Source organism: Pseudomonas sp. HY7a-MNA-CIBAN-0227 (assembly GCF_040310325.1).
GTDB lineage: Bacteria > Pseudomonadota > Gammaproteobacteria > Pseudomonadales > Pseudomonadaceae > Aquipseudomonas.
Genome location: NZ_JBEOPT010000017.1, coordinates 13,616 through 39,889 on the forward strand (window position 1 = coordinate 13,616; position 26,274 = coordinate 39,889).

The following is a 26,274-nucleotide window of genomic DNA, read 5'->3' on the forward strand; positions in this document are numbered from 1 at the left end:
GGCGTCAACGAAGGTCGTTGCATTGCGCAAGGAACAAAGGATGTTCTCACCGGCCAATCAGCCCAGTTTTACGTTGACCCTCGACGGCGCAGACTTTCAGGTCCTCTCCTTCAAGGGCCGCGAAGCCCTGAATACACCGTTTGAATTTGAACTCGAACTGGTCAGCGAGCGCGCCTTCCTGGATCTCGAAAGCCTGTTGCACCAACTGGCCTTTCTCCAGTTCGCGCCAAACGGCAGCGGCATTCACGGGCTGGTCTATAGCGTCGCCCAGGGCGAAGCCGGTAAACGTCTGACCCGTTATCGGATTTCGTTGCGCCCGAAGTTGGCCTACCTGGCCCATCGGGTCAACCAGCGCATCTTCCAGCAGCGGACGGTGCCGCAGATCATTATCCAGGTCCTGGAAGAGCACGGGATTTTGGCGGGTGATTACACGTTTCAGCTTAGCGGCCTCTACCCCGAGCGCATCTACTGCGTGCAATACGACGAGTCGGACCTGCATTTCATCCAGCGTTTGTGCGAAGAAGAGGGGATCCATTTTCATTTTCAGCATACCGCCCAAGGTCATGTGCTGGCGTTCGGTGACGATCAGACGGTATTTCTAAAGCTCGCCCCCGTGACCTATCAGCAAGACACCGGGTTGGTCGCTGACACGCCGATGGTCAAGCGTTTCGGTTTGCGGGTGGCCGCCCGCACCAGTCGAGTCACCCGGCGTGACTACGATTTCACCAAACCGCGCATCGAACTGGAAAGTGCCGCCAAGAGCGCCGTCCAGCCGGATCTGGAAGATTACGATTATCCGGGGCGTTTCGACGACCGTGAACGCGGCAAACACCTGGCCAATCGTAGCCTCGAACGCCACCGCAGCGACTACCAACTGGCCGAAGGCCGAAGCGATCAACCGCTGTTGGTCAGCGGGCATTTTCTGCCCCTGACCAACCATGCCAATGGCGCGTGGAATAACCTGTGGCTGTTGACGGAAATACTCCACGAAGGCAAGCAGCCGCAGGTGCTGGAGGAGGTGGTCAGCAGCGACGTCACTGACCTCAACGATGGCTTTCATCAGGGCTATCGTAACCAGTTCAGCGCGATCCCTTGGGATGTGTTCTATCGACCGCGACTCAATCACCCGAAACCGAAAGTCCTGGGCAGCCAAAGCGCGATAGTCACTGGTCCGGCAGGCGAAGAAATTCACTGCGACGAATACGGCCGCGTCAAAGTGCAATTTCACTGGGATCGTGAAGGCCAGGGCGACGACAAAACCAGTTGCTGGATGCGTGTGGCTTCGAATTGGGCCAGCCAGAATTTCGGCGCGATCAACTTGCCGCGCATTGGCATGGAAGTGCTGATTACGTTTTTGGAAGGCGACCCGGATCAACCGTTAATCACCGGGTGTCTGTACCACGGGGCGAACCTGCCGCCGTACAAACTGCCGGACTTTAAGACCCTGGCCACGGTCAAGAGCAAGGAGCACAAGGGCAGCCGCGCCAACGAACTGAGGATCGATGACACCACCAGCCAGATCAGCATCGCGCTGCGCAGTGATCACGGTGCCAGCGCGATCAACCTGGGCTACCTAACCCATCCGCGTCCATCTGGCGGACAGCCACGCGGTGAAGGCTTTGAGCTGCGTACTGATCGACATGGTGCTGTGCGTGCCGCCGCCGGTTTGTTGATCACCACCGAGCCACGCCCGAACGAATCCAAGCATCACAAGGACTTGCCGGAAACCGCCGAACGGTTGGCCACCGCCAGTGATCAGCAGGATGGCTTCTCGATGCAGGCTATCGAAAGTCAGGCCCAGGAAGCGGGCGATCAGGATGACGTGGCCAAGGCGCTGTATGCCCAGCATCAAGGCATTCTCGGTACTGCCGACTTTAGTTCCAATGAGTTTGCGGAGTTCACTCAGCCGCACCTGGTACTCGCCAGTCCGGCCGGTATCGCGCTGACCACCCCCCAGTCCACTCATATCGCGACCGGCGAACACCTGGCCTTGAGCAGCACCGGGCACACCAGCCTGTCGGTCGGCAAAAAGCTGCTGGCCAGTGCCAGTCGCGGTATGCGCCTGTTTGTACAAAGCTTAGGTTGGCGACTGGTCGCGGCGTCCGGTGATATTGACATGCGGGCGCTGAAGGACAGCATCAACCTGCTGGCTAAGCTGAACATCACCGCCAACGCTGACCGCATCACCCTTACCGCCAAAACCGAATTGGTGATCCAGGGCGGCGGCAGCGCCACCACCTACAACGCTGGCGGCATTACCCACGTCACCACCGGGCCTTACACCGCCCACGCGGCGAACTTCGCCCACACCGGGGCGAAAAGTCTCGCGGGCGTATTCCCCGAACCGCCGAAAGCGGGCAAGGGCAATCTGGAGTTGTTCAATCAGTACGTAGGACTTCAGGGCATCAAGGGCGGAGACTTTGAAGTGATCGACGCCTTGGGCAAAAGCCTCAAGGGGGCGCTCAATGCCAAGGGCTTTTCGGCGGTCTCCGGTACTGCACCGGGGCCAGCACGAGTGCTGTTCGGCAAGGATCCATCGGACACCTGGAGCACGGGCAGCTACATCGGAAAACCGCAATGGCCGCTCAATCCGCCGAGTGCGCAGGACACTCCTTCACCGGTACAAGCCCTGATCGCCAAAGCGCGACCCAGTGCGGGCGGCAGTACCGCGCCGCCAGTCAACGGTCTGGTGCCGAGCGCAGTAGCTGGATTGTCTCAGCTTGCTGGCACCGCGATGCCGAGTACGTCGAGCCTCCTAGGCGCAGCGAGTAAGAACGGCAAGCTGCCGAGTCTGCCGACTGTAACGCCTCCCAAGACCTCCTTTAAAACCCCGGGCCTGCTGGCGGGCGAGATGTTGTCATGACCACTGAAATTGTAAAACGTGAACCCCAGGTTGCCATCGTCCCGCTGAGCGCGATCGATATTCAGGATGTTGCCAGCAGTGCGGCGTCCTTCGACGCCTGGCTTCAATCCGTCAGTGGAGGCGTGGTCACGCTCGACCGGATTCAAAACGTCGCGGGCGCCTTGCCGGTGGTGGGCAATATCATGGCGTTGGTGGATGCGCTGGGCGACATCGTTACCCTGTCGAGCGCGCAGAAGCGCGACCTGCTCGCTTGGGCTAGTCTGGGTATCAACCTGATTGGCGTGTTGCCGCTGCCACCGGCCATGGCGGCAGCACGCATGACCCTGCGCCCGACCCTGTTTCTGGTGCGTCAGGAGATGAAGGCGTCCAGCAAGATGCTGCTCAGTGCGTCGGTGATCGAAATCCTGATCGGCCACTTGAACGCCTCGATTGTCGGCACCCTCGACGACTTCGTGGAGCAAGCCAGGGGTAAGTTACCGGGCATTTTGGCAGACGCCGGTAAGCTTGGCGAAGATGTCATCAACGAGATCGCCAAAGGCCTCGAAGCGGTGGCCAACGGCAAGCTCGATGCCAAAGGCGATGCTCAGGCTGCCAGTCAAAAAATCAGCGCCGCTGGCGATCATCTGCTCAATGACCCACTCTTGGCGCTCGACAATATCTTCGGCGCCGCCGCCAGCGCCTATAAGGCCGCAGGCAAGGGCCTGGCCAACAGTGCAGCCGATCACCTGTTACCTAATGACATCAAAAAGCTGATCGCGACCGAGACTGAAAAATTGCGAGCGATGGGGCCGGAGCTACGTACCCAGTTGAGCAAACTGGACGATGAAGCCGTCCAGAACTCCATCGGCTGGTTGCTGCTGATCCTGTCCAGCGCCGTCACCCTCTGGCGTAAGCGTAATCTCGGCGGTCAGAGCGCCGTGATTAAAGCGGATAAAACCAGTCAGGCCAAGCACACGGCTTCCGAGGGAAGTTTGGGCGCTACCAGTCGACAGGTGCCGGCCACTCACGCCCCCTCCGCCAAGAAAAACGGCACGTGCTCCAGTACGTGTCACAGCATCAGTTTTTCACTGGGTTCGGAAACCCTGAGCCATACCGACTTCAGCCTGCCAGGGCCGTTTCCGGTCGAATGGTCGCGTACTTATCACTCACGCCTGGGCGCTTACGACTACAGTGAACTCGGCGCTCGCTGGATCACTGAGTTCACCACACGCTTTGACTGTGTCGCCGATGGCCTGATGTTTCACGACTCCGACGGTCGTAGTCATGACTACCCGCTGCCCAAGCTTGGCAAGTACCACTACGACGCCATCGAAAACCTCAGCATTGTCCGCACCAGTGAAGACCAGTTGCTGTTGTGCCGTGGCTTTGAGCGTAAGGAAACTTACGTTCGTCAGGGCCAACGCTTTGTACTGAGCGGTGTGGTACTGCGCAACGGCGCCGGGATAATGCTGCATTACGAGCATCGCCACGGCGAACTGCCCGTACTGTCGGACCTGATTACCTACCAAGACAACGACATCACCAAAGTTCACCTGAACCTCGGCACGCTGATGGATGATCAGGGTCGGCTGATCGGTCTCTGGGAGATCCGCGACGGTGCGCCGCTGCGTCAGCTGTGCGCTTACCAATACGACAATGCCGGTGACTTGATTCAGGCTCAGGACGAGAACGGTGCCGCCTGGAGCTATCAGTATCAGCAGCACCTGATCACCCGTTACACCGACCGCAGCGGGCGTGGCATGAACCTGCAATGGCAGGGGCAGGGCGCCGATGCCAAGGCGGTGCGCGAGTGGGCCGATGACGGCAGCTTCGACACCCGCCTGGAATGGGACGAGAACATCCGTCTGACTTATGTCACCGATGCCCACGGCCACGAGACTTGGCACTACTACGACATCCTGGGCTACACCTACCGCATCCGTCATGCCGACGAACGTTCGGAATGGTTCTTCCGTGACAACGCCAAAAACGTCATCCGTCATGTTCACGCGGACGGCAGCAGCGACCGCTACAGTTACGACGAGCGAAGCAACCTGCTCGAACACATTCGGGCTGACCACAGCGTCATGCACTACGCCTACGACGATCAAGATCAACTGATCAAAATCAGCGATGCCGAGAACGGGCTGTGGCTACGCGAATATGATGACCAAGGCAACCTCGTTGAAGCCGTTGACCCGCTGGGCAATAAGACGGAGTACGCCTACAACGCGGCGGGTTTACCCACCGCCATCAAGGACGCGAACGGCAACGAAAAGGCGCTGGAATACAATGATGCGGGCCAGTTGATTGAGTACACCGACTGCTCCGGCAAAACCAGCACCTGGGCATACAACACCTTCGGGCTCATGATTGGCTTCACCGACGCTGCAGGGAACAACACCGAGTACCAGTACACGTCTGGGCAACTGGTACTGATCAAACATCCAGATAAGACCGAGGAACATTTCAGCCGCGACGCTGAAGGCCGTCTGCTAGCCCATGTCGATGGACTGGATCGTTGTACCACTTGGAGTTACACCGCCGCTGGTTTGATCGCCGAGCGGATCGATGCTGCCGAGCAGACGTTGCGCTACCGCTGGGACCGACTCGGTCAGTTGCTGGCGCTGGAAAACGAAAACCAGCAACAGGCAAAATTCCAGTACGACCCGGTGGGCCGCTTACTTAAGGAGACGGGCTTCGACGGTCACAGCACGGTGTACAACTACGATCCGAGCACCGGTCGATTGGCCAGCGCCATCAACGGGCAGCGTGTCACTGAAGTGCAGTTCGACCCCATGGGGCGATTGATCGAGCGGTGTGCGCGTTTGGGCGAAACCTCGCAAAGGGAAACTTTCGCCTACGATGGCAACGGTAATCTGGTCATGGCCAGCAACGCGGACAGTCGCCTGCAATGGTTCCACGACCCCGCCGGTAACTTGTTGCGCGAGCACCAGCACTACCTGGGGCTGCAAAAGCCGATGGTTGCCGTCTGGGAACACGAGTACGACGTGCTTAACCAGTGCATCGCCACGACCCGTCCAGACGGCCACCGCGTTAGCTGGCTGACCTATGGCAGCGGCCATCTACTGAGCATGCGTTTGGATGAACATGAACTCATCGGCTACGAGCGCGACGACTTGCATCGCGAAGTCGCCCGCCATCAAGGCAATCGTCTGTTGCAAACCCAGCAATGGGATCCGGCAGGACGCTTGCAAGCACAACTGCTGAGCGGCAGCGATGACAAATCCACGCTGCTCAAGCGCGAGTACCAATACGACGCGGCGGGTCAACTGACTGACATCAACGACAGTCGCCGTGGCCCACTCGCCTATCGCTACGATTTGGTGGGCCGACTGCTCAGTGCCAACACCCGTCAAGGCGTGGAAACCTTCGCTTTCGACCCGGCCAGCAACCTGCTGGATGACAAAACAACGGACATCCGCCGCCCACTGGATCAAGACCCCAAACGCAACAAACTGATGGACAACCTGCTGCGCGAATACGCGGGCACCCATTACGAATACGACGAGCGTGGCAACCAGATTAGGCGCTGGCACAACGGCCAACACAGCCAGATGCAATGGGACCTGTTTGACCGACTGGTGCGCTTTGAAGACAGCCGCCTGAGCGTCGATTATGCCTACGATGCGCTGGGGCGTCGTCTGCACAAAAACTCCAACGCCCACCACCGGCAACGCTCGGAAGCGGGCTCACACTGGAACCACAACGAACACGCCCGCAAACAACAGGAGCATGGCTGCGGCTTCACCCTGTACGGCTGGGACGGTGACAACCTGGCGTGGGAAAGTAGCCCAGCTCAGGCCGATGGTGGCGCGGGGCGCACGGTGCATTACCTGTACGAACCTGGCAGCTTCGTGCCCGTGGCCCAGGCCATGCGGCACCAGCCGATTCGCCTGCTGGCTCAACCGACTTACGAAGGCGCCTATAACCTGGATGATGATCCGCTGTGGAACCACAAGCCGACAGCACAACCCATTGATGTGCTGGCGTGGTATCAATGCGACCATCTGGGCACGCCGCAGGAGCTGACTGACCACAAAGGGCGCATCGCCTGGAGCGCGCAGTACAAGGCTTGGGGGACGGTACAAGAGCAGCGTTCGGAATGGGCGCAGCGTGAAGGACTGACCAATCCGCTTCGGTTTCAGGGTCAGTATCACGACCATGAGACAGGGCTGCATTACAACCGGCATCGGTACTATGATCCGCAGGTTGGGCGGTTTATTTCACAGGATCCTATAGAGTTTGCTGGAGGCATTAATTTCTATGCTTACGCACCCAACCCGGTTGAATGGGTTGATCCATTAGGGCTTGCGAAAACTCAGGGGAGCGCTGGTAGGAAGCCAGTGTCGAGTAAGCCGAATCAGAATGCCAAGTGCCCGTGCAGAAAAACATGGGAGATGAATAGATTTGATCGGATTTGTGAAGGAAATCTCAACGGGACAACCGTCAAATACTATCGAGATCCTAAAACTGAACTGTGGTGGTCGGCTGACACTACCGGCCATGGTAGCTCGGCATGGAAGGTCATGGCTGAGGAGCGCAATGAGCTCGTTCACCAAAAAGATGCGGATATCTACGGAGATTTTATGGATAAGCACAAAGGCGAAACCGGAAAAGTCATGCCGATGAAAAAAATGAAATGTCGAGACGCTAAGTGAGGTGGCCAGTGATAAATAGTGCTGAAGAGTTCAAGCGTTATATTCAAAGTGATAATGAGATTGAAAGAGCCAAGGCAGAGGATATCGCCTCAGATGAGGTTTGGTTTGAAGTCCTATCAAAATATCCTGAGCTTGCACGTCAAATTGTTGCGAATAACACCATCTCAGTAGAAGTGTTGGATCGTCTTTCATTAACTGAAGATGCTACGGTTAGATGGGATATTGCCATGAAGCGGAGGATAAATAGACCGACTTTTGAGCGATTGGCATTCGATAGAGATACAAAAGTTAGGCATCGAATTGCGTGCAATCCCAAAGTGCCTAAAGATATCCTGGCTAAACTTGTAACGGATAAGGACGAGATGGTTTCCGCCGCAGCGAAAAAGCGATTAAGCGATTGAGTGCGAGGCGATGAAGCAAAGGACACAGTTAAATGCAGTGGAACCTGTTTGACCGACTGGTTCGTTTCAAAGATAGCCGCCTAGCTGTGGACTGTGCCTACGACTTACGAAGGTGCCTACAACCTCGATGATGACCCTCTGTGGAACCACAAGCCGACAGCACAACCCCTGGATGTGCTGGCGTGGTATCAATGCGATCATCTGGGCACGCCGCAGGAGCTGACTGACCACAAGGGGCGAATTGCCTGGAGCGCACAGTACAAGGCTTGGGGTGAAGCGCAAGAAAAGCTGTCGGAATGGGCGCAGGGTGAAGGACTGACCAACCCGCTTCGGTTTCAGGGGCAGTATCACGACCATGAAACGGGGCTGCATTACAACCGGCATCGGTACTATGATCCGCAGGTAGGGCGGTTTATTAGCAAGGACCCAATTGGGTATGCGGGTGGCTTGAATCTCTATTCCTACGGCTCCAATCCCATTAGCTTGGTTGACCCCCTTGGGCTTGCAGGTCATAAAATCGGGGCGAACACTGCTGGACAAGATGTATTGGCGCGAGGTGTTCACGTAAACGTAAGTGGGTCTGGTCTTCCTCCATCGGGTGGTCACATTGCTTTGAAACCGAATGTCGAGGGAACGCATGTCGTGCTTGAGCCAGCGGATAAAGCAACTCGGGATATGCCGAACTCGCAGTGGGGAAAGGCATGTGAGTGTGTTGTCAAGTATCTTGATAAATCAGGTAATGTCGATCGCCTTGCCAAAGCTGCTCAAGCCGGAGTTGACGCCAACCGGAACTCTGGGCGTGTATCGGAGCTTAAGAGTGTCGGCCGAATTTTAAGTGGTCATCATGCCACTGGTACTAATCCCATAGCCAAGTGAGTGATGAATTTATGTTGCTGAAGAATTTTTTTGAGCTCTTCGTTCTCAGTGTGGGGAGAGGAGGTATTCGGTGTCCCGAGATATTCGGGCTCAAGGATTTTTCTAAGTCTGAGCTTGAGGTAAAAGGATTTGAGTTGGTCGGAGATTCATCTGACTTTCATTTTTATGAAAAGGAATATGGGTTAGTGCATTGCAATCGCTTGTTAAGTGTGGCTTTAAAGCGGTATTTTTACATTGAGGATGCTTTAGGTAGTGGCTTGTCAGTATCGGTGGGCGCAAGGCTGGTTACGTTGCTTAGGCAACTTTCAGAGTTTAGGTCGGAAAATAAAGACAGTGCTGTAGATGTAGTGTTTTATTTTTCAGATGATAAAAGTGAGGGGGCAGTAATTATTGATGGTGTGATGGTGGTTCGGTTTTGTCAGTGGGGCAATAGAAGTGCTTATATGGTTTCGACCATTGAAAGTGATTTTGAAGAAGGTAAAGTGTTCAAAAGCGTTGCGACGGATGCAGTAAAGCACACCATGGTGCGTTATGATTCAGGTTATATAGGGCGCGATGCTAAATATCGGGGAGCAAACTCTGCATTTGGTCGGCTTGTTCGGTTTTTGTGGAAGCAATAGGTGCTGTTGTGTTGTGTAGGATGCCAACTCCACACGCTCAAACGCGAGTACCGATAAGAGGCGGCGGGTCGACTGACTGACATCAACGACAGTCGCCGTGGCCCACTCGCCTAACCTGAGTGCAGGGAGTAGCGGTTACGTTAAGGAAGGGATGTCGTGTATTGAACGCGGAAGCTGTGGAGCACCATATGGTCGATAAGCAATCAAGTGAATTAATTCGAATTTATGCGGGAGACAATGATGAGGGCCCAGTTTTTGAGCAGCTTCCCGCCCGCAAGATTGATGAGTATACGTACGAGTTACTCTCTTCGCCGGGCCTTGCATTGAATTTGGCGCGGGGAGACATTATTTCAATTAAGAATCAGCAGACACACGCGGAAGTTTTGAAGAGGGGAGGGAATTTCTGTATCCATATTTACGCAGATCATATTCCCCAGGAATATTTAACCGCATTAGAGGTTGATGTTGGGGATGAGTTGAACGGCACTCTTGACGGTGTATATAAGGGAAACCTATCTTTAGCTATCCCCTCGAGAAATGGGATGGTTAAAGTAGGTGAGTTTTTCAATAAATTCCGGGAAAAAACTGGGGTCCAGTGGTATTACGCGAATGTCTATAAAAATCTCGACGACGATGAGGATGAAACCCTTTTGTATTGGTGGCTGGACAGCTAATCGCCTACAGGCACCTATACCGCGAGTACATCCATTATGAACGATCGATTTCACAAGATAGTTTTCGAACTGACAGCTGAGGACGATTACCCTCCGGTTTCGGCTGAATCGCTATGGGGGACTCAAGAAGGTGAAAATACATACAAAATGGATAACACACCCTACTACGTATTTGGCGTTAGTCAGGGGGACTGGGTACTCGCCCGAGCCGGGGACGAAGAGTTGATAGCAGCCAGCGTCATAAAGCAAGGCGGCCATTCGACTGTCCGAGTGTTTGCCAGTGATCAGAAAGAAAAATCGGAAATAATAGATAAGCTCCAGCAGATGGGTGCGGGATGTTCATTCACTTCTGAGTTGTCACTGTTTACCGTCGATATTCCTACTGGCTGTGATTTTTTTGAAATAGACGAATATCTTTCGTCAATCGCAAATGGAGATAATATCGCTTATGAAGATGCCTGTTTGCAGCATCAGGAAATAGACGCTGCACGGCGCGCTGAATGTTCTTCACTGGCTTCAATCCGGATAGTGACGCACTGAAAATCGAATGGGATGTAGTTCACTGCTAAGTGCCCGAACAGAAGTTATGCAGGGCCCTGGCTGATTGATACGTCAAGCTGAAATCCTAGTGCTGTATAGCTTTCCAGAAAAGCTCATGCACTGAAAACACCCCTGATAACTTTTTTCTGGTACTCAAGTAGAGCAAAATATCATGAAAGACATTATTCGCCTCGGCGACCCCACTACCCACGGTGGAGCCGTACTTGAAGCCTTCTCCCAAACCGACCTCAACGGCAAACCGATTGCTGGGATTGGGCATAAGGTCAGCTGCCCCCTGTGCAAAGGTGTCTTCCCTATAGCCGAGGGTAGCAGCACCTACACGGTCGGTGGCGTAGCTGTAGCGCTGGATGGCATGAAAACCGCCTGTGGCGCAAGCCTGATCGCCAGCGGCCCGAAAGGGGCTGTGATCAGTTGATCCTGACAAATATCAGGAGGGATGATGCCGTTCCATTCGGGCGCACGGGTAAGTTTCGACCCGGCCAGCAACCTGCTGGATGACAAAACAACGGACATCCGCCGCCCACTGGATCAAGACCCCAAACGCAACAAACTGATGGACAACCTGCTGCGCGAATACGCGGGCACCCATTACGAATACGACGAGCGTGGCAACCAGATTAGGCGCTGGCACAACGGCCAACACAGCCAGATGCAATGGGACCTGTTTGACCGACTGGTGCGCTTTGAAGACAGCCGCCTGAGCGTCGATTATGCCTACGATGCGCTGGGGCGTCGTCTGCACAAAAACTCCAACGCCCACCACCGGCAACGCTCGGAAGCGGGCTCACACTGGAACCACGACGAGCACGCCCGTAAACAACAGGAGCATGGCTGCGGCTTCACCCTGTACGGCTGGGACGGTGATAACCTGGCGTGGGAAAGTAGCCCAGCTCAGGCCGATGGTGGCGCGGGGCGCACGGTGCATTACCTATACGAACCCAGCAGCTTCGTGCCCGTGGCCCAGGCCATGCGACACCAACCGATTCGTCTGTTGGCTCAACCGACTTACGAAGGCGCCTATAACCTGGATGATGATCCGCTGTGGAACCACAAGCCGACAGCACAACCCCTGGATGTGCTGGCGTGGTATCAGTGCGATCATCTGGGCACGCCGCAGGAGCTGACTGACCACAAAGGGCGCATCGCCTGGAGCGCGCAGTACAAGGCTTGGGGGACGGTACAAGAGCAGCGTTCGGAATGGGCGCAGCGTGAAGGACTGACCAATCCGCTTCGGTTTCAGGGTCAGTATCACGACCATGAGACAGGGCTGCATTACAACCGGCATCGGTACTATGATCCGGGAGTTGGGCGATTTATTAGCAAGGACCCGATTGGGTATGCGGGTGGCTTGAATCTGCATCAATACGCGCCGAATCCGGTGGATTGGATCGATCCGCTGGGCTTGGCTAAAAACAGCGTACGATCAGGTGGTACACCTAAACAAGCGCAGTCAAAGGTTAATAAAGACCAAGCCCCAGCGGAGATTACCCGTATTGATGAACCAGAACATAGTGTGCCTAACAGTCAATGGCATGCGCACTGTAAGTGTGGGTCGGGCTATAATCTTGATGGGTCAATTCATGACAAAGGCAAGGGGGATGTGACTTTTTCCAGAAAAACAATCGACTGGCTAAATAATCACGGATGGAGCATCCCCCCTAAATGAAGCTAACAGATCTTTATAATAAAATAATCAGCCAAGAGCCGTATAACGATATGAGTGTATTTTTTTCAAGCTATGAGAGCTTTGAAGAAATACCGCTGATCTCAAGATACAGCAGATTGAAGCTTTTAAAAAATAGGATGAGCGATGACAGTGTTTCCGATTTTTTAGTCGGTCTCTCTTTTTTTCTTTTGAACTCAATCAAGGCGCTGTCCCTAAAGGCAGCAGATGATAGTATATTTTTTGCAGTGACCTTTACAGGTTTTGAAATTCTGGAAGAGCAAGGCGTCATAATTCCCAATATTTTCATTTACCCAAAACCGGCCTCTATTAATTTTCTGGAGAAAATACAAAAAAATTCCAGTAATGAAAATTCGCAGGAGGTGAAAGAAGTCAAGAGACATTTCTTAAGGTGTAACTTGGATAATATATTTGATTTCTATGAAAGTAGATTTTATGATTCTGCCTGCGGTGAAGATATTGTAAGAGTTTTTGTTATCCCTAAAAGCTTCAAAAAATAAGTAATCACCTAGCAGTGCGGAAAGGGCGATCTCAAGATGCCACAACATCTGATGTAAAGTGCACTCGGTGTTTGAGGCTGCCCCCTCATGTCGAGAATACAACTCAACAAGTTCATGCTCACTGCCAATGCCAATCAAGAAAGACAGAGGTTGTAGTTAACCAAGACGGATCTCAGAGCCATGGTGCGCGCGGCGATTTATCCTAACTCGAAAAGAGAAAGAATACCTACGGCTGCAAGGATTTAAATTATGAAAAAACTAAAAGCATTTGCTGTTCATGGGACAGCAGTTGGAAGTGATAAGAGTATAAAACTAGGCGAGATATCAATTCTCGCCGATCCAGAAAATCTGAAAGACTTAGGTGTTTTTTTGATCAGCGCATCGTACGAAATGGCAAGAAATGGAATAGAACATTTGCACCTGCAGGATTTGATCGAGAATTTTTCGCACAAAAAGCATGTGGATCTCATTGCGCTCAACCAAGAAGTGATAAAGCCCGTAAGAAGTGATCACTAAAATCAACAACGCTCGGAAGCGGGCTCGCAGTGGAACCACAACGAGCACGCCCGTAAACAACAGGAGCATGGCTGCGGCTTCATCCTGTACGGCTGGGACGGTGACAACCTGGCGTGGGAAAGTAGCCCAGCTCAGGCCGATGGTGGCGCGGGGCGCACGGTGCATTACCTGTACGAACCTGGCAGCTTCGTGCCCGTGGCCCAGGCCATGCGGCACCAGCCGATTCGTCTGTTGGCCCAACCGACTTACGAAGGCGCCTATAACCTGGATGATGATCCGCTGTGGAACCACAAGCCGACAGCACAACCCATTGATGTGCTGGCGTGGTATCAATGCGACCATCTGGGCACGCCGCAGGAGCTGACTGACCACAGCATCGCCTGGAGCGCGCAGTACAAGGCTTGGGGTGAAGCGCAAGAAAAGCTGTCGGAATGGGCGCAGGGTGAAGGACTGACCAACCCGCTTCGGTTTCAGGGTCAGTATCACGACCATGAGACGTGGCTGCATTACAACCGGCATCGGTACTATGATCCGCAGGTAGGGCGGTTTATAAGCAAGGACCCGATTGGGTTCGAGGGCGGTCTTAATGTCTATCAGTACGCACCAAACACAACGGTTTGGATTGATCCGCTGGGATTGGCTCGAATATACAAAGATGCCCCGTATCACGGCACCTTAGATAATGCAGTAAAAAGTCGTGCGCCAACGGATGGCCAAATTGCACTGAACAACTCTGTTCAAGTTAAGGAAACCTCTCCAAGATGGGTCGGAATTGATGCGAGCAATAATGAGCTTGTTGTCATGGATAAGACCAGAACCCATCCTAATGGGGATGAGGAATTTCATGGTCACGTCCGCTGTTGGTGTGATTTGCACAATGATCAACAATCAGCACTCAAGAAGGTCGGCGTGGTAACTGGTAAGGGAAAAATTAAAAGGTGAGAGCTATGAGCAAAAAACACAGCAAAGAAGAGCTTGAAATCATGTTGCTATCCAATGATGGCGATGTGGTGATAGATGCCCTTCTTTATCTATGTTTCAGCATCAATGACCCAAAGTGGGTTCAGGCCAAATGCATTGAAGCAATCCAGGGTACAGGTAATGACGACATCAAGGGGTTGGCCATAACTTGCATAGGGCATGTTGCACGCATCCACTCGGAAGTTGACAGATCGTTGGTTGTGCCAGTTTTAAGTGACAGACTCACGGATAACATTTTGTCCGGTAGAGCCCAAGATGCTCTTGATGATATTGACAAGTATATCAAGTAAATCAGCACAGAAGAGCAACGCGGCAATGACGAGGCGGGACTAAGTGAAAGACATCATTCGCCTCGGCGACTCCACTACCCACGGTGGAGCCGTACTCGAAGCCTTCTCCCAAACCGACCTCAACGGCAAACCGATTGCAGGTGTCGGCCATAAGGTCAGCTGCCCTCTGTGCAAAGGTGTCTTCCCTATAGCCGAGGGTAGCAGCACCTACACGGTCGGTGGCGTAGCTGTAGCGCTGGATGGCATGAAGACCGCTTGTGGTGCCGCTCTTATTGCCAGCGGCCCAAAGGGTGCGGTGAGCAGCTAACCGCAACAACATAAGCGCAAACATTGATATTCGCGTGATAAGGCGTAGGAATACTTCCCCCAAAGGCGCTATTCACATGGGTGAGTTGTAGCAGCTATTCATTACTACTATTCCCGAGCAAACATAGACGTTCGATTTCCTATCTCTCCGCCATACATAGAAAAGCCCCGCAAATCAATAATTTGCGGGGCTTTTTCATTTCCGACTGTACTACTCAGTGGTACTACTTTTCTCCCGCGCTATCAGCTGGATTCCGGTATCTCGCTCAGAGCATGCTGCGCGGTAATCTCTCCGTCATCTCTAGGTATTTGATAGTTTTTATTGCCTCAGCATCGGAATTCTAGCTGCGATGGCGGATGCATTCGTATCGAGGGTATCAAACACACCCAAACCAATCCTGTCACGCAAGAACCTTCTCTGTTCTATGCTTGCCCAGTGTGTCCAATTCTTACGGATGGGAGGTGGGTATGACCAAAGAACAAAAGCAGCAGGAAGATTCGGATCACGAGCGCTCCAAACCAGGTCATGAGGAAGAACGGCCTCAGACTTGGAAGCATCCGGACGATGGCAAGGAGCTTTCCGAGCGGGACGAAGAGCGCCCGCTCAAGCCATGACCCAGGCGTCGGAGCCCCGCCTAGTAGCGGGGCTTTTTTTCAGCCTTGAATTGGGGTGCACAGCTCCACCAATGTTCCGTCCGGGCAACGCACATAAGACACCACCTGCCCCCAGGGTTTGGCGCTGGGCGGTGACAATTCAATAGCCCCCTCGGCCAGTGCCTTGGCGTGTGCGACGGTGACATTATCCGTGACAAAACCCAGCTCCATCCCCAGAGGCTGCCTTGATGCATGAGCCTCAATATGCCCACCGCTGAAATTCATCTCACCCAATTCATGCGCCGCGAAGGAAAGGGTGGTACTCCCCGTTTCCAACTCGCCATACGTGCCCGATTCATGCAGGAAACGGCGGGTAAATCCGAAGGCGTTTTCGAAAAACTGCAGCGAAGCGGATACATCGGGAACGTAGACGATGGTGTAGGCGAATTTCATGGGTGAGCGATCCTTGCGTACGTGGTTGAAATGAGCGGCCAGTTAATCATCAACGGGCCATGACGGTCACCACCACATGCAGCGGTGGTTGTGCACTGGGGCGGCGGGCCCGTGCCACCGGTTATTTCCTCTTGGGCGTATGCCTGGCCAACATTATCGGCGGCCCTGGCGGCGCTGCGTTTGCGGCAGGGGCGACTCGGTGCCGGGGGGCTGATCTGATGGCGGTGTTGTGGCTGACGTAGCCTCGCTGGGGCTCGACAACTGCTGCGGTACGGGGGTCAGCCAGACGAGAGCAGTAATGAGGTGGGAAATCCTGAAGCGAGAAACAAAAACGCCACGATGGCCGCCAGGCACACTCCGACAAACACCCGCAACAGGGTCCTGGCGGTCGGATGGGCAATGAATTTGATTAGCCAGATAAAGAACCCGGCCATCAGGACGGCCAAGGCAAGAATGACCAGCACGTTGGTGTTCTCGTAACCCGTGGAAGCTGATTTATAGTCCCAATGAAGGCGGTTGGATAGTCTGCGCATAGACGTAGGGCCCACTGTGTTTCTAAACTGCCCCTTGTTTTGGGCAGTGGGCGGGCGCCGATGAATCGTAATGAACTACGCAAGGCCGACATCAACCTGATGGTGGTCTTCGAAACGCTGATGCTTGAGCGCAATGTGACGCGGGTGGCGGAGAAGTTGTTTCTCGGCCAGCCGACCATCAGTTCTGCCCTCAATCGCCTGCGCACCCTGTTCAACGACCCACTGTTTATCCGCGTCGGCCATCGCATGGAGCCGACGGCGCGGGCCGAGGAAATTATCCGGTATTTGTCGCCGGCCCTGGACTCGTTGTCGGTGGCCTTGAGCCTGACCCATGATTTCGATCCGACCATCAGCACCATGACCTTTCGCATCGGCCTGTCCGATGACGTCGAGTTCGGCCTGTTGCCGCCGTTGCTGCGCACCCTGCGAGTGGAAGCGCCCCAGGTAGTGTTCGTGGTGCAGCATGTCGATTACTGGCGCATTCCGGACCTGCTGGCCTCCGGCGATATCACCGTCGGCATTACCCAGACCCGTGGCTTGCCGGCCAATGCCAAGCGCAAGTTGCTGCGCCATATCCGCCCCAGCGTATTGCGCGCCGATGCCTCGGATCGCCCGCTGACCCTCGATGAATACTGCGCGCGGCCCCATGTGCTGGTGTCCCACACCGCCAACGTCGCCGGATTTGCTGATGAATGGCTGGCGGAAATCGGCCGCAAGCGCCATGTGGTGTTGTCGGTGCCGCAATACAGCTCTCTGCCGGCGCTGTTGGCCGGCACCGACATGATCGCCAGCCTGCCGGACTACACCGCCCAGGCCATGGCCGCTTCGGGCAACCTTTTCTGCGAGCCGTTTCCGTTCGAAACGCCGACCCTGGACTTGTCCATGGTCTGGCTCAGCCATGTCGACACTGACCCGGCGGAACGCTGGATGCGCTCGCGGTTGGAAGCGTTCATGAGTGATCGGGAATTGTTGCCGCTGGCAAAGTCCTGAGTAAAACCGCTTTCATCCGGGGCACTTTGCGTCTCGTGCTATATCTATGACTCTTTTCCTACAATAACTCGGAGCCTTTCATGCCTCACCTGCATCTGGAATACACCGCCAACCTGCCGGAGCTGGACACTGACAAGGCCTTGTTGCGGCTCAATCACACCTTGGTGGCCTCGGGGCAGTTCGGTGCCGAGTTCGACATCAAGAGCCGTGCGGTGAAGGTCGAAAGCTTTCGTGTGGGTACTGCGATGAACCCACGCGGTTTTGTCGCGGTGAGGTTGGCCTTGCTCAGCGGGCGTTCGCCGCAGATCAAGAAGCAACTCTCGGAAAACCTGCTGGCGGTGTTGCAGGAGTTGGGGCCGTGGCCTGCCGATATTCAAGTTCAACTCAGTGTCGAACTGCTGGATATTGATCGCGAGTCCTACAGTAAGGTCGCTATAGGACAGTAGCTGCAAGCTATCGAAGTTCTTGCAGCTTTTAGCTTATAGCTTGTAGCTCTCCCGCACACACCTTCACCACTTGCTCGCGGAACCAGGCGTTGGCGCAGCCTTGCTCGCTTGACTTGTTCCATTGCATGTCCAGGGTGAAGCCCGGCAGGCCGTTGGGCGCTTCGCAGTGGCCAAATACCGGTTCCAGCGCCAGCAGCTTTTGCACTCGGCGGGGCAGGGTGACGATAAAGTCGGTGCCAGTAATCATCTTCAGCGCCGCACTGTAGCTATTGGCGCGGGCAATCACCTGGCGCTTGTGGGCCTGGCGTGCCAGCCAGCCGTCGATCATGTTGGTGGTAGAGGTCCAGGGCGTCGGAAACACATGACGGCGTGCGACGAAGGATTGCAGGCTGAACGCTGGTTCCCGTGGCGCCGCATGCTTGTCAAAGACACACACCAAGTCATCTTCCAGCAGCCTCTGCGTCTTCAAATCCTTGTGCTCGCGATGAAAGTGCGGCCCGAAGCAGATCACCAGGTCCAGTCGTCCGTCGCGCAAGGCCTCGGCGGGAATATCGGTTTCCAGCTTCTGCACATTAACGACCACCGGCAGGTCGGCCTTGTCGAAGTTCTTCAGCAGGCGAGGCAGGATCAACTGCTCAAAATACTCGGGGGCACAGACGTTGAACGTCGCGGCTTTTTGGGTCGGGTCGAACACCTGGCTGCCTGCGTGGCACAGGTTGATGCTTTCCAGAATCTTTTGCACATGAGCGTACATGGCACCAGCCTTGTAGGTCGGACGCATGCCCGCGCGGGTGTTGATAAACAACTCGTCCTCGAAGCTGGTACGCAGCTTCTTCAGGCTGTAGCTGACCGTGGACTGGCTGACAAAGAGGGTTTCGGACACGTCGGTGACGCTGCTTTGCTCATACACAGCGATAAATACCATCAAGTCCTGCATATCGAGCTTTCTAAGCAAGTTGCTGTTTAGCATCTGTTCCGTCCGGTAAGCCCTTGGCACTGGTACAGCGCACGACAAGGGCAAAATGTTAACGGAACGCTCGTACCAATAGAAAGGTCTGTGGGGCTTTTCTATGTTTGGTGTGGGACAAATAATGTTTCGAACGCGACGCTCTAGCCCGCGCTATTGAATATGCCGCTGGTAATGCCGTGGATCGAAGCGCAACACGATCAGCAGCATCACGACCACGACGGCGGTGAGCGACCACCAGGCCCATTCGAAACTGCCCAGTTGATCGCGGATTATCCCGGCGATCAGCGGCGACAGACCCGCGATCAAGTAGCCGATGCCCTGCACGAAGGCCGCCAGGCCACCGGCGCGGCGCGGGTTGTCCAGGTGATCAAGGGACAGGATCAGGCTCATTGGAAACAAACCGCCAATTCCCAGGCCCAACAGACACGGCCACAGCAGGCTAAGGTGTTGCGGGGAAAGGATCAGGCCACAGAAACCGGCGATGATCAGCACCAGTAACACCGCCACCACGCTACGCTTGTCCCGGCGCCGGTTGGCGATGGCCGGTGTGATCAGGCCGGAAACCACTTCCATGGCAGTCAGAAAACCCAGCAGCAAACCGGCGTTCTGTTCGCTCCAGCCTTGCTCCACGTAGTACGGTGCCAGCCAGGCCAGAACGCAGGTGTAGGACGCGGTGCCAAGACCAAAAAAGATCGCCAGCAACCAGGCCCGGCGATTGCCGAAAAACGACTCCTGAGGGCCCGCAGCGGTTTGCGGCAGCGGCGGCAGTGCCGAGCGTTGTGCGTACCAGAACACCAGCGCCAGCACCGCGAGCACGGCCCAGATTGCCAGGCCGATGCGCCAGCTGCCGGTCTGTACCTGGACAAACGGCGAGAACGACGCGGCGAGGGCGGCACCGCCCATGATTGCGGTGACGTAAAGGCCCATAAACAGCGAAACGTTATCGCTGAAACGGGATTTGATCAGCGCCGGCATCAGCGCCTGAATCATCGCAATGCCCACCCCGGCGGCAATGGCGCTGACGATCAACTCGGCGGCGGAATCGAGAAACAGCCGCGACGCAGTCGCCAGGCCAATCACCAGTAGCGACGCGACGATACTGCGGTGCTCACCAAAGCGCTTGGCCAGGCCCATGCCGAAAAACATCGCCAAGCCCATGGCCATCACTGGCAACATGGTCAGCAACGCCGCACTGCTGAAACTCAACGGCACATCGCCGCGAATCGATGACAGCAAGGGGCCGACCGCCGCCATCGACGGGCGCAGGTTGAGGGCGACCAGTACCACGCTGATCATCAGCCAGAGGGCGGTGGCGGGTTTTGCGTGAACGTTTTCCATGGGCGGGCCTTGAAATGACAAGGGCATTATTAGGCCGCGCACGGGGGAGGGGCGCAAATGAGAAAGTCGCTGGGGCTATTGAAAAAATGCGCCGACGCTCATACCAATACTGCCTTGGTCCAAATGCCTTGATCGATTTCAATCAACGTCGGCCCCTGGCGATCCATGGCGGCGCGCAATGCCTGGCGCAGCTCTTCAACACCCTTGATCGCCTGCGCCGCACACCCCAGCGCCTTGGCCACGCCGATAAAGTCCGGGGTGTAGATGTCCACTCCTACGGGTTCGATGGCGCGGTTGACCATGTATTTCTTGATCTCTTCATAGCCCTGGTTATTCCACAGCAGCACGATGATTGGCGTGCGTGCTTCCACCGCGCTGGCCAGTTCTGCCAGGGTGAATTGCAGGCCGCCGTCGCCGATCAGGCACACCACTGGCGCAGTAGCGCCGCGCCCCAGCCACGCACCGATGGCCGCTGGCAAGGCATAGCCGAGGGTGCCGTAGCCAGTGGATGAGTTGAACCAGCGGCGTGGCTGGTCGAGGTTCAGGATCAGGTTGCCGGTGTACACCGGTTGAGTGGAGTCGCCCACGATCACGGCGTCGGGCAACTCTTCCAGCACTGTATTGAGGAACAGGGTTTGCGCGCGAGTGGCAGCATCCCAGGTGGGCGCCAACTCAGCCCAAAGGCGGGCGACGCGGTTTGTGCCCCAGTCAGTGTTGCGAGGGGCCATTGATTGAGCACTCAACTCGGCCAGCAACGCTTTGGTGGCGATCTGTGCGTCGGCCACCAGCGCCACTTGCGGCGGGTAGTTGCGCACGGTCTGGTCGGGGTCGATGTCGATGCGCAGCAAGGCGCCGGGAATCTCGAAGCCTCCCGCGAAGGTGACGTCGTAGTCGGTTTCTGCCAGTTCCGTGCCGATGGCCAGCACCACATCAGCCTCGGCCACCAGGGCGCGGGTGGCGACCAGTGTTTGAGTCGAGCCGATCAGCAGCGGATGATTGGCCGCCAACATGCCTTTGGCGTTGATGGTCAGTGCCACTGGCGCGCCGAGGATTTCGGCCAGGCGGGTCAACGCGGGAGCGGCGTCAATGGCGCCTCCGCCAGCGAGGATCAACGGGCGTTTGGCGGTGGCCAGTAACTGGCTCATCTGCTTGATTGCCGTGGGCGCGGCACCGGCGCGGGACACGCTGACGGGTTCACTGCCCAGCAGGGCGTCGGCGTTTTCCACCAGAACGTCCAAGGGGATTTCGATATGCACCGGGCGCGGTCGCCCGGCCTGAAACAGCGCAAAAGCCCGCGCCAGTACGCCGGGTAATTCTGCTGCCGACATCAAGGTATGGGAGAACGCCGAGACGCCCGCGATCATCGCGCCCTGGTTCGGCAGTTCATGCAACTTGCCGCGCCCGCCGCCCAGCTGGTTGCGGGACTGCACGCTGGAAATCACCAGCATCGGGATCGAATCGGCGTAGGCCTGGCCCATGGCGGTGCTGATATTGGTCATGCCAGGGCCGGTGATGATGAAACATACGCCGGGTTTTCCGCTGGTGCGTGCGTAGCCGTCGGCCATGAAGCCGGCGCCCTGTTCGTGGCGTGGGGTGACGTGGCGGATGCCGGAGCGGGCCAGGCCACGGTACAACTCCACGGTATGTACGCCTGGGATGCCAAACACTTGTTCCACGCCGTAGCCTTCCAGAAGGTTGACCAATACTTCGCCGCACGTCGCCATATCGTCGCTCTTGTTATTGATTGAAGGCGGTATTGGAACGGCTGGGCTGTAGCGACAACAATCGATTAAAAGTCATACTAGCCATGTCCTCAGCTCATGGCTGTCATCCGATGAAACGCCTTCCGCCGCTGCCCGCATTGCACACGTTCTGGGTCACCGCCCAGTGCTGCAACTTCACCCGCGCGGCCGAGCAGTTGCACATCACCCAAGGCGCGGTGAGCCGGCAGATTGCCGGGTTGGAAAGCCATTTGGGTTACGCGCTGTTCCAGCGTCAGGCCCGAGGCTTGAGCCTGACCGAGGAGGGCCGTGAATGGGCGCTGCGGGTGCAACAGGTATTCGGCCTGATCTCGCAGGCGGTAGAGCAGATTGGCTCCCGTCGCGAGACCTTGCAGTTGAAAGCCTCCACCTGCGTGATGCGCTGGTTGCTGCCGCGCTTGATGCAGTGGCAACAGGAACGGCCGGACGTGCCGGTGGAACTGACCACTACCGTGGCCTACACCGTGGACTTTCGCCGCGAGCAGTTTGATGCGGCGGTGGTCTACGCCCCGATTGCCGAGCAGTCGGCCCAGGCCAGGCATTTGTTTGATGAGCAACTGACGCCAGTGTGCGCGCCGGCCTTGCTCGGCGGCCTGTGTACCCCGGCGGACTTGCAGCAGCAGGTGCTGTTGCACCCCACGCGGGATGGTCGGGATTGGGCGTTGTGGCTGAAGGCGGCCGGTACGCGGTTGAGTAACCTCAGCCAAGGGCATCATTTTGAAACGCTGGATCTGGCCATGACCGTGGCTTCCCAAGGTTCTGGCGTGGCCATTGGCGACAGCGCGCTGATCGGCGAAGACCTCAAGGCCGGGCGGCTGGTGACACCGTTTGAATTGAAGGTGCCGACGGGGATGGGTTATTACCTGGTGTATCCACCGGGGACCGAGCCTTCGGTGGAGCTTGAGGCGTTGATGAACTGGTTGGTCGGGCAGGCGCAGTAATCGGCACAATGAAGATCAAAATGTGCGAGCTGGCTTGCTCGCTATAGCCATAAGTATCTACACATTTCTTGAGGTTGCTGATGGCTGGGTTCTAGGGGGGTTATTGAGTACATATCCGTTGTTGCGGTAACGGCTGCTTAGGGTTATGCCCTTACGGCGTGTCACTTTCGAAAACCGGAATGCCGGCCCAGACGAAAGTAACCAAAGCGCTCCTGCCCTACCTATCGGCGCCTCGCTGTGGCTCGGCGTGCCCGAACGAAGGCATTGCTCCGTGGGTCGCCGCGATGGACTTACAAGTACGGCGTTCATCCAGAAAACCCATGTCATCGTTAACGACCATCGTCGGAACGCCGCTCGGAGCAAGCTCGCTCCTACAGTGGCAATAGATCCGCTCTTGCTTCTCACCACTCAGGTCGGCTACCAGGCCGCCGTGCTTTTGATTTTGATCTTAGGCGCCCCGTTAACCACGATGGCCCATCGCGGCGGCCCACGGAGCAATGCCGCAGAGAGGGCATGCCAAGCCACAGCGAGGCACCAAGTGGTGGGGCAAGAGCGCTTTGGTTACTTTGCCGCTTTTGCAAAGTGACACGCCGTAAGGGCGTAACCCCAAGCAGCCCCAACCAAAATAACGGATATGTACCCACCCAACCCAACCTATGCCCGCAACCCACTCCCACATAGCCCGCGCCAGCCTTAATACCCGACGGTAAACCGCTGGCGGGAATGCTTCGGTGTTTCCACTTCATCCACCAACGCAATGGCATAGTCAGCAAAGCTGATCCAGCTCCTACCTTCACTGCTCACCAGTAAATCATCCTGGCCCACGCGGAATTTGCCGGTGCGTTCGGTCTCAACGAACTCCGCCGACGGCGAAAGAAAAGTCCAGTCCAGTTCTTTCTCCTGACGCAGAGTGTCAAGAAACACACTGCCAGCGCTGGCCTCAGCCTTGTATTCCTCAGGGAAGCCAGCGCTGTCGATCACTCGCTGACCACCAGGCAGCAACAACGAACCCGCACCGCCCACTACCAACAGTCGTTGCACCCCGGCCTTTTTCACTGGGCCGATCACGGCGGTGGCAGGCAGCGTAGCGAAGTGCGCCGCGCTGATCACTACGTCGCTACCACTAATGGCCTTTTGCAGAGCTTCGGCGTCCAGGGCATCCACTTGTTTGATGGTCACTCCAGGACGTGTTTCGATCTTGTCGGTGTTACGGGCGATGGCCGTGACGCTGTGGCCACGACGCAGGGCTTCTTCCAACAGCTGGCTACCGGCGCGGCCGGTGGCACCAATGATTGCAATCTTGCTCATGACGTTCTCCAGTGCGGTAAGGGTTGGATCAATTCACCACTTCATTTCGCCTTTGGCGACTTTGGCGCTCAGCTCCAGGGAGCTTTCGTCGGCCAGGTTCGGGTAGCGCTTTTTCATTGCATTGATCAGTGCGGCAGAGTCCTTGGCCTTGGCGGTTTCTTGGTCGAAGGCCTTGATGTAGTCAGCCGTGAGCGCCACCGATTTCAGCGAAGGCGTGCCCAGGTAATGACCCGGCACCACGGTGTTCGGTTTCAGGCTTTCAATGCGTTGCAGGGTCGCCAGCCAGTCGGCGTGGGATTGCGCGCTTTGGGTATCGGCCATCCACAGGTGGATATTTTCCGAGACCACCACGCCACCGACCACGGCCTTGATCGATGGAATCCACACGAAGCTGCGGTCCGGTTGCGGGCCGTCCAGGCCGATCACTTCCAGGGTCTGCCCTTCGAGGGTCAGGCTATGGCCTTCAAGCACGTGCGGGATGATGGTTTTAGCGGGTTTGTCGGCGCCCATTTTCGGCCCCCAGAACGCAAGTTTTCCTGCAACCGTGGCCTTGATATGGTCCACCACCGGTTGCGGTGCCAGGACTTTGGCATGGGGGAATGCTGCGGTCAGGGTGTCGAGGCCGAAGTAGTAGTCCGGGTCGCCATGGCTGATGTAGATGGTGGTCAGTTGCTTGCCGCTGGCGCGGATTTTCTGCACCAGTTGCTCGGCCTGGCCCTTGCCGAATTGCGCGTTCACCAGGATGGCGTCTTTCTCACCGCTGACCAGCACCGAGCTGACCGGGAAGATTGCCGCCTCGCCTGGGTTATAGACGTCCAGGCTCAGGTCGGCGGCTGCGGCATGGGCGGCAAAGCCCAGGACGGCGCAAGCCAGTGCAAAGCGCTTGAGGGTCGAGAATCCAAACATGTGCAACTCCAGCAATCGGTAGGCGATGGGCAGAGCTTAGTTGCACTGAACACTACAAAAAATGCGATGCTGGGACATAGTTTGTTTCTAAAATCGGGCAAATCATGGATCGTCTTCAAGCAATGCGGGTGTTTGTCGCGGTGGTCGACCTGGGCAGCCAATCGGCCGCTGCCGATCATCTGGATCTGTCGCGTCCGGTGGTGTCGCGCTACCTGGCGGAGCTGGAGGACTGGGTCGGCGCGCGCCTGATGCACCGCACCACGCGCAAACTCAGCCTGACCGCCGCCGGCAGCGAAACCTTGCCTCGCTGCCGACAGATGCTGGAGCTGTGCAGCGACATGCAGGCCGCCGTCAGCGAGCCAGATGACGCGCCCCGTGGCCAGTTGCGGCTGAGTGTCAGCACTTCGTTCGGCCAGGCGCAATTGGCGGACGCCATGGCTGAATACGTCAAGCGCTACCCGCTGGTCAGTGTCGACCTGCAGATGCTCGACCGCACGGTGAACCTGGTGGATGAACGCATCGACCTGGCGATCCGCACCAGCAACGACCTGGACCCCAGCTTGATCGCCCGCAAGCTGACGGTATGTCGTTCGGTGATCTGCGCATCGCCCGCTTATCTGCTGGAACATGCCCAGCCACAACGGGTGGAAGACCTGGCGCGGCACAACTGCCTGACCCATTCCTACTTCGGCAAAAGTCTCTGGCACTTCGAGGAAGACGGCGAGCCCGTCTCGGTGCAGGTGCAAGGCAATATCACCGCCAACGAGGCCAGCACTTTGCTAAAGGTGACACTCGCCGGAGCGGGAGTGGCGATGTTGCCCAGCTACCAGGCCGGCGATTACATCCGCAGTGGCGAACTGATCCGCCTGTTGCCTGACGCCGAGCCGCGGCAGATGAACATGTACGCGGTGTATGCCTCACGCAAACACATGCCGTCGGCGCTGCGCAGCCTGCTGGATTTCCTGGTGCTCAGGTTTGCGCAAGAGCCGGCGTGGGATGTCGGTCTTTAAGCGTCATAAAGGTGCTGAATACCGGCCGATACTGGCAACTCGTCTTGGCTGGCCTATGCTTAATACAGCACCTTCTTGATCTGCTCAGAGGT

General features: G+C 56.4%; 24 protein-coding genes and 3 pseudogenes. 20 read left to right on the forward strand and 7 right to left on the reverse strand.

Features of this window, described 5'->3' with window-relative positions:
* Window positions 1-40 precede the first annotated feature (40 nt).
* From AAEZ06_RS22660 to AAEZ06_RS22730, 15 genes and pseudogenes are all read left to right on the forward strand, one after another.
* Window positions 41-2,863, forward strand: coding sequence for a type VI secretion system Vgr family protein (locus AAEZ06_RS22660; RefSeq protein ID WP_350616340.1), 2,823 nt, complete (start codon window positions 41-43; stop codon window positions 2,861-2,863).
* Window positions 2,860-7,524: an RHS repeat-associated core domain-containing protein gene (locus tag AAEZ06_RS22665; protein ID WP_350616342.1), complete on the forward strand. Its 4,665-nt coding sequence runs from the start codon at window positions 2,860-2,862 to the stop codon at window positions 7,522-7,524. Before AAEZ06_RS22660 ends, AAEZ06_RS22665 begins: the two co-directional genes overlap by 4 nt.
* Window positions 7,525-7,532: 8 nt before the next feature.
* Window positions 7,533-7,925 carry a hypothetical protein gene (locus tag AAEZ06_RS22670; protein WP_350616344.1) on the forward strand — a complete coding sequence of 131 codons (393 nt, stop codon included), beginning with the start codon at window positions 7,533-7,535 and terminating at the stop codon, window positions 7,923-7,925.
* Window positions 7,926-8,042: 117 nt separating this feature from the next.
* Window positions 8,043-8,801: pseudogene (locus AAEZ06_RS22675) on the forward strand (RHS repeat domain-containing protein); the annotation flags it as partial.
* 11 nt (window positions 8,802-8,812) lie between these two features.
* Complete coding sequence (locus AAEZ06_RS22680) at window positions 8,813-9,421, forward strand: hypothetical protein (RefSeq protein ID WP_350616346.1); 609 nt, start codon at window positions 8,813-8,815, stop codon at window positions 9,419-9,421.
* A gap of 188 nt (window positions 9,422-9,609) precedes the next feature.
* Entirely contained in the window at window positions 9,610-10,095 is a 486-nt protein-coding gene (locus AAEZ06_RS22685; protein ID WP_350616348.1) for a DUF4265 domain-containing protein, read from the forward strand.
* A gap of 36 nt (window positions 10,096-10,131) precedes the next feature.
* Complete coding sequence (locus tag AAEZ06_RS22690; protein ID WP_350616350.1) at window positions 10,132-10,635, forward strand: DUF4265 domain-containing protein; 504 nt, start codon at window positions 10,132-10,134, stop codon at window positions 10,633-10,635.
* Window positions 10,636-10,807: 172 nt separating this feature from the next.
* A complete protein-coding gene (locus tag AAEZ06_RS22695; protein ID WP_350616352.1) occupies window positions 10,808-11,071 on the forward strand; it encodes a PAAR domain-containing protein in 264 nt (87 codons plus the stop codon).
* Window positions 11,072-11,122: 51 nt separating this feature from the next.
* Window positions 11,123-12,067: pseudogene (locus AAEZ06_RS22700) on the forward strand (RHS repeat-associated core domain-containing protein); the annotation flags it as partial.
* Window positions 12,068-12,318: 251 nt separating this feature from the next.
* Window positions 12,319-12,840: an Imm15 family immunity protein gene (locus tag AAEZ06_RS22705; RefSeq protein ID WP_350616354.1), complete on the forward strand. Its 522-nt coding sequence runs from the start codon at window positions 12,319-12,321 to the stop codon at window positions 12,838-12,840.
* Between the two features lie 249 nt (window positions 12,841-13,089).
* Window positions 13,090-13,356, forward strand: a complete 267-nt coding sequence (locus AAEZ06_RS22710; protein ID WP_350616356.1) for an Imm32 family immunity protein — start codon at window positions 13,090-13,092, stop codon at window positions 13,354-13,356.
* Window positions 13,357-13,359: 3 nt separating this feature from the next.
* Window positions 13,360-14,001, forward strand: a pseudogene (locus AAEZ06_RS22715) (RHS repeat-associated core domain-containing protein); the annotation flags it as partial.
* A 302-nt stretch (window positions 14,002-14,303) separates the two neighbouring features.
* Entirely contained in the window at window positions 14,304-14,627 is a 324-nt protein-coding gene (locus tag AAEZ06_RS22720; protein WP_350616358.1) for a hypothetical protein, read from the forward strand.
* Between the two features lie 43 nt (window positions 14,628-14,670).
* Window positions 14,671-14,934 (forward strand): PAAR domain-containing protein, encoded by a 264-nt coding sequence (locus AAEZ06_RS22725; RefSeq protein ID WP_350616360.1) that lies wholly within the window; start codon window positions 14,671-14,673, stop codon window positions 14,932-14,934.
* A gap of 467 nt (window positions 14,935-15,401) precedes the next feature.
* Window positions 15,402-15,548 (forward strand): hypothetical protein, encoded by a 147-nt coding sequence (locus AAEZ06_RS22730; protein WP_178114513.1) that lies wholly within the window; start codon window positions 15,402-15,404, stop codon window positions 15,546-15,548.
* A 39-nt stretch (window positions 15,549-15,587) separates the two neighbouring features.
* On the opposite strand, the gene AAEZ06_RS22735 is transcribed toward AAEZ06_RS22730, so the two are convergent.
* On the reverse strand, window positions 15,588-15,980 hold the full coding sequence (locus AAEZ06_RS22735) for a VOC family protein (RefSeq protein WP_149414101.1): 393 nt from the start codon (window positions 15,978-15,980) through the stop codon (window positions 15,588-15,590).
* Window positions 15,981-16,039: 59 nt separating this feature from the next.
* Here AAEZ06_RS22735 and AAEZ06_RS22740 point away from each other — a divergent pair, with 59 nt between their 5' ends.
* Window positions 16,040-16,222 (forward strand): hypothetical protein, encoded by a 183-nt coding sequence (locus tag AAEZ06_RS22740; RefSeq protein ID WP_149414102.1) that lies wholly within the window; start codon window positions 16,040-16,042, stop codon window positions 16,220-16,222.
* A gap of 36 nt (window positions 16,223-16,258) precedes the next feature.
* On the opposite strand, the gene AAEZ06_RS22745 is transcribed toward AAEZ06_RS22740, so the two are convergent.
* Window positions 16,259-16,444, reverse strand: coding sequence for a hypothetical protein (locus AAEZ06_RS22745; RefSeq protein ID WP_149414127.1), 186 nt, complete (start codon window positions 16,442-16,444; stop codon window positions 16,259-16,261).
* Between the two features lie 129 nt (window positions 16,445-16,573).
* On the opposite strand from AAEZ06_RS22745, the gene AAEZ06_RS22750 reads away from it, so the two are divergent.
* Complete coding sequence (locus AAEZ06_RS22750; RefSeq protein ID WP_149414103.1) at window positions 16,574-17,503, forward strand: LysR family transcriptional regulator; 930 nt, start codon at window positions 16,574-16,576, stop codon at window positions 17,501-17,503.
* 80 nt (window positions 17,504-17,583) lie between these two features.
* A complete protein-coding gene (locus AAEZ06_RS22755; RefSeq protein ID WP_149414104.1) occupies window positions 17,584-17,949 on the forward strand; it encodes a 5-carboxymethyl-2-hydroxymuconate Delta-isomerase in 366 nt (121 codons plus the stop codon).
* A gap of 28 nt (window positions 17,950-17,977) precedes the next feature.
* Here AAEZ06_RS22755 and AAEZ06_RS22760 read toward each other — a convergent pair whose 3' ends face one another.
* The 3 genes from AAEZ06_RS22760 to AAEZ06_RS22770 all read right to left on the reverse strand — a co-directional run bounded on the left by AAEZ06_RS22760 (window position 17,978) and on the right by AAEZ06_RS22770 (window position 21,981).
* Window positions 17,978-18,919: a LysR family transcriptional regulator gene (locus AAEZ06_RS22760; protein ID WP_350616364.1), complete on the reverse strand. Its 942-nt coding sequence runs from the start codon at window positions 18,917-18,919 to the stop codon at window positions 17,978-17,980.
* Between the two features lie 150 nt (window positions 18,920-19,069).
* Entirely contained in the window at window positions 19,070-20,257 is a 1,188-nt protein-coding gene (locus tag AAEZ06_RS22765; protein ID WP_350616366.1) for a cyanate transporter, read from the reverse strand.
* Between the two features lie 98 nt (window positions 20,258-20,355).
* Window positions 20,356-21,981, reverse strand: coding sequence for a 5-guanidino-2-oxopentanoate decarboxylase (locus tag AAEZ06_RS22770; RefSeq protein WP_350616368.1), 1,626 nt, complete (start codon window positions 21,979-21,981; stop codon window positions 20,356-20,358).
* A gap of 110 nt (window positions 21,982-22,091) precedes the next feature.
* On the opposite strand from AAEZ06_RS22770, the gene AAEZ06_RS22775 reads away from it, so the two are divergent.
* Window positions 22,092-22,958, forward strand: coding sequence for a LysR substrate-binding domain-containing protein (locus AAEZ06_RS22775; protein ID WP_350616370.1), 867 nt, complete (start codon window positions 22,092-22,094; stop codon window positions 22,956-22,958).
* 693 nt (window positions 22,959-23,651) lie between these two features.
* On the opposite strand, the gene AAEZ06_RS22780 is transcribed toward AAEZ06_RS22775, so the two are convergent.
* Window positions 23,652-24,266: an NAD(P)-dependent oxidoreductase gene (locus tag AAEZ06_RS22780; RefSeq protein WP_149414109.1), complete on the reverse strand. Its 615-nt coding sequence runs from the start codon at window positions 24,264-24,266 to the stop codon at window positions 23,652-23,654.
* A 33-nt stretch (window positions 24,267-24,299) separates the two neighbouring features.
* A complete protein-coding gene (locus AAEZ06_RS22785; RefSeq protein WP_149414110.1) occupies window positions 24,300-25,172 on the reverse strand; it encodes an MBL fold metallo-hydrolase in 873 nt (290 codons plus the stop codon).
* A gap of 104 nt (window positions 25,173-25,276) precedes the next feature.
* On the opposite strand from AAEZ06_RS22785, the gene AAEZ06_RS22790 reads away from it, so the two are divergent.
* The gene (locus tag AAEZ06_RS22790) at window positions 25,277-26,182 is read left to right on the forward strand and encodes a LysR family transcriptional regulator (protein ID WP_350616373.1); all 906 of its coding nucleotides are present in this window, start codon (window positions 25,277-25,279) and stop codon (window positions 26,180-26,182) included.
* The last annotated feature ends 92 nt before the right edge of the window (window positions 26,183-26,274 follow it).

Excerpts from the sequence above, each read along its gene's own strand:
- AAEZ06_RS22660 (WP_350616340.1), top strand. The coding sequence starts at position 41 with ATGTTCTCACCGGCCAATCAGCCCAGTTTTACGTTGACCCTCGACGGC.
- AAEZ06_RS22665 (WP_350616342.1), top strand. The coding sequence starts at position 2,860 with ATGACCACTGAAATTGTAAAACGTGAACCCCAGGTTGCCATCGTCCCG.
- AAEZ06_RS22680 (WP_350616346.1), top strand. The coding sequence starts at position 8,813 with ATGTTGCTGAAGAATTTTTTTGAGCTCTTCGTTCTCAGTGTGGGGAGA.
- AAEZ06_RS22685 (WP_350616348.1), top strand. The coding sequence starts at position 9,610 with ATGGTCGATAAGCAATCAAGTGAATTAATTCGAATTTATGCGGGAGAC.
- AAEZ06_RS22690 (WP_350616350.1), top strand. The coding sequence starts at position 10,132 with ATGAACGATCGATTTCACAAGATAGTTTTCGAACTGACAGCTGAGGAC.
- AAEZ06_RS22695 (WP_350616352.1), top strand. The coding sequence starts at position 10,808 with ATGAAAGACATTATTCGCCTCGGCGACCCCACTACCCACGGTGGAGCC.
- AAEZ06_RS22705 (WP_350616354.1), top strand. The coding sequence starts at position 12,319 with ATGAAGCTAACAGATCTTTATAATAAAATAATCAGCCAAGAGCCGTAT.
- AAEZ06_RS22710 (WP_350616356.1), top strand. The coding sequence starts at position 13,090 with ATGAAAAAACTAAAAGCATTTGCTGTTCATGGGACAGCAGTTGGAAGT.
- AAEZ06_RS22720 (WP_350616358.1), top strand. The coding sequence starts at position 14,304 with ATGAGCAAAAAACACAGCAAAGAAGAGCTTGAAATCATGTTGCTATCC.
- AAEZ06_RS22730 (WP_178114513.1), top strand. The coding sequence starts at position 15,402 with ATGACCAAAGAACAAAAGCAGCAGGAAGATTCGGATCACGAGCGCTCC.
- AAEZ06_RS22735 (WP_149414101.1), bottom strand. The coding sequence starts at position 15,980 with ATGAAATTCGCCTACACCATCGTCTACGTTCCCGATGTATCCGCTTCG.
- AAEZ06_RS22740 (WP_149414102.1), top strand. The coding sequence starts at position 16,040 with ATGACGGTCACCACCACATGCAGCGGTGGTTGTGCACTGGGGCGGCGG.
- AAEZ06_RS22750 (WP_149414103.1), top strand. The coding sequence starts at position 16,574 with ATGAATCGTAATGAACTACGCAAGGCCGACATCAACCTGATGGTGGTC.
- AAEZ06_RS22755 (WP_149414104.1), top strand. The coding sequence starts at position 17,584 with ATGCCTCACCTGCATCTGGAATACACCGCCAACCTGCCGGAGCTGGAC.
- AAEZ06_RS22760 (WP_350616364.1), bottom strand. The coding sequence starts at position 18,919 with ATGCTAAACAGCAACTTGCTTAGAAAGCTCGATATGCAGGACTTGATG.
- AAEZ06_RS22765 (WP_350616366.1), bottom strand. The coding sequence starts at position 20,257 with ATGGAAAACGTTCACGCAAAACCCGCCACCGCCCTCTGGCTGATGATC.
- AAEZ06_RS22770 (WP_350616368.1), bottom strand. The coding sequence starts at position 21,981 with ATGGCGACGTGCGGCGAAGTATTGGTCAACCTTCTGGAAGGCTACGGC.
- AAEZ06_RS22775 (WP_350616370.1), top strand. The coding sequence starts at position 22,092 with ATGAAACGCCTTCCGCCGCTGCCCGCATTGCACACGTTCTGGGTCACC.
- AAEZ06_RS22780 (WP_149414109.1), bottom strand. The coding sequence starts at position 24,266 with ATGAGCAAGATTGCAATCATTGGTGCCACCGGCCGCGCCGGTAGCCAG.
- AAEZ06_RS22785 (WP_149414110.1), bottom strand. The coding sequence starts at position 25,172 with ATGTTTGGATTCTCGACCCTCAAGCGCTTTGCACTGGCTTGCGCCGTC.
- AAEZ06_RS22790 (WP_350616373.1), top strand. The coding sequence starts at position 25,277 with ATGGATCGTCTTCAAGCAATGCGGGTGTTTGTCGCGGTGGTCGACCTG.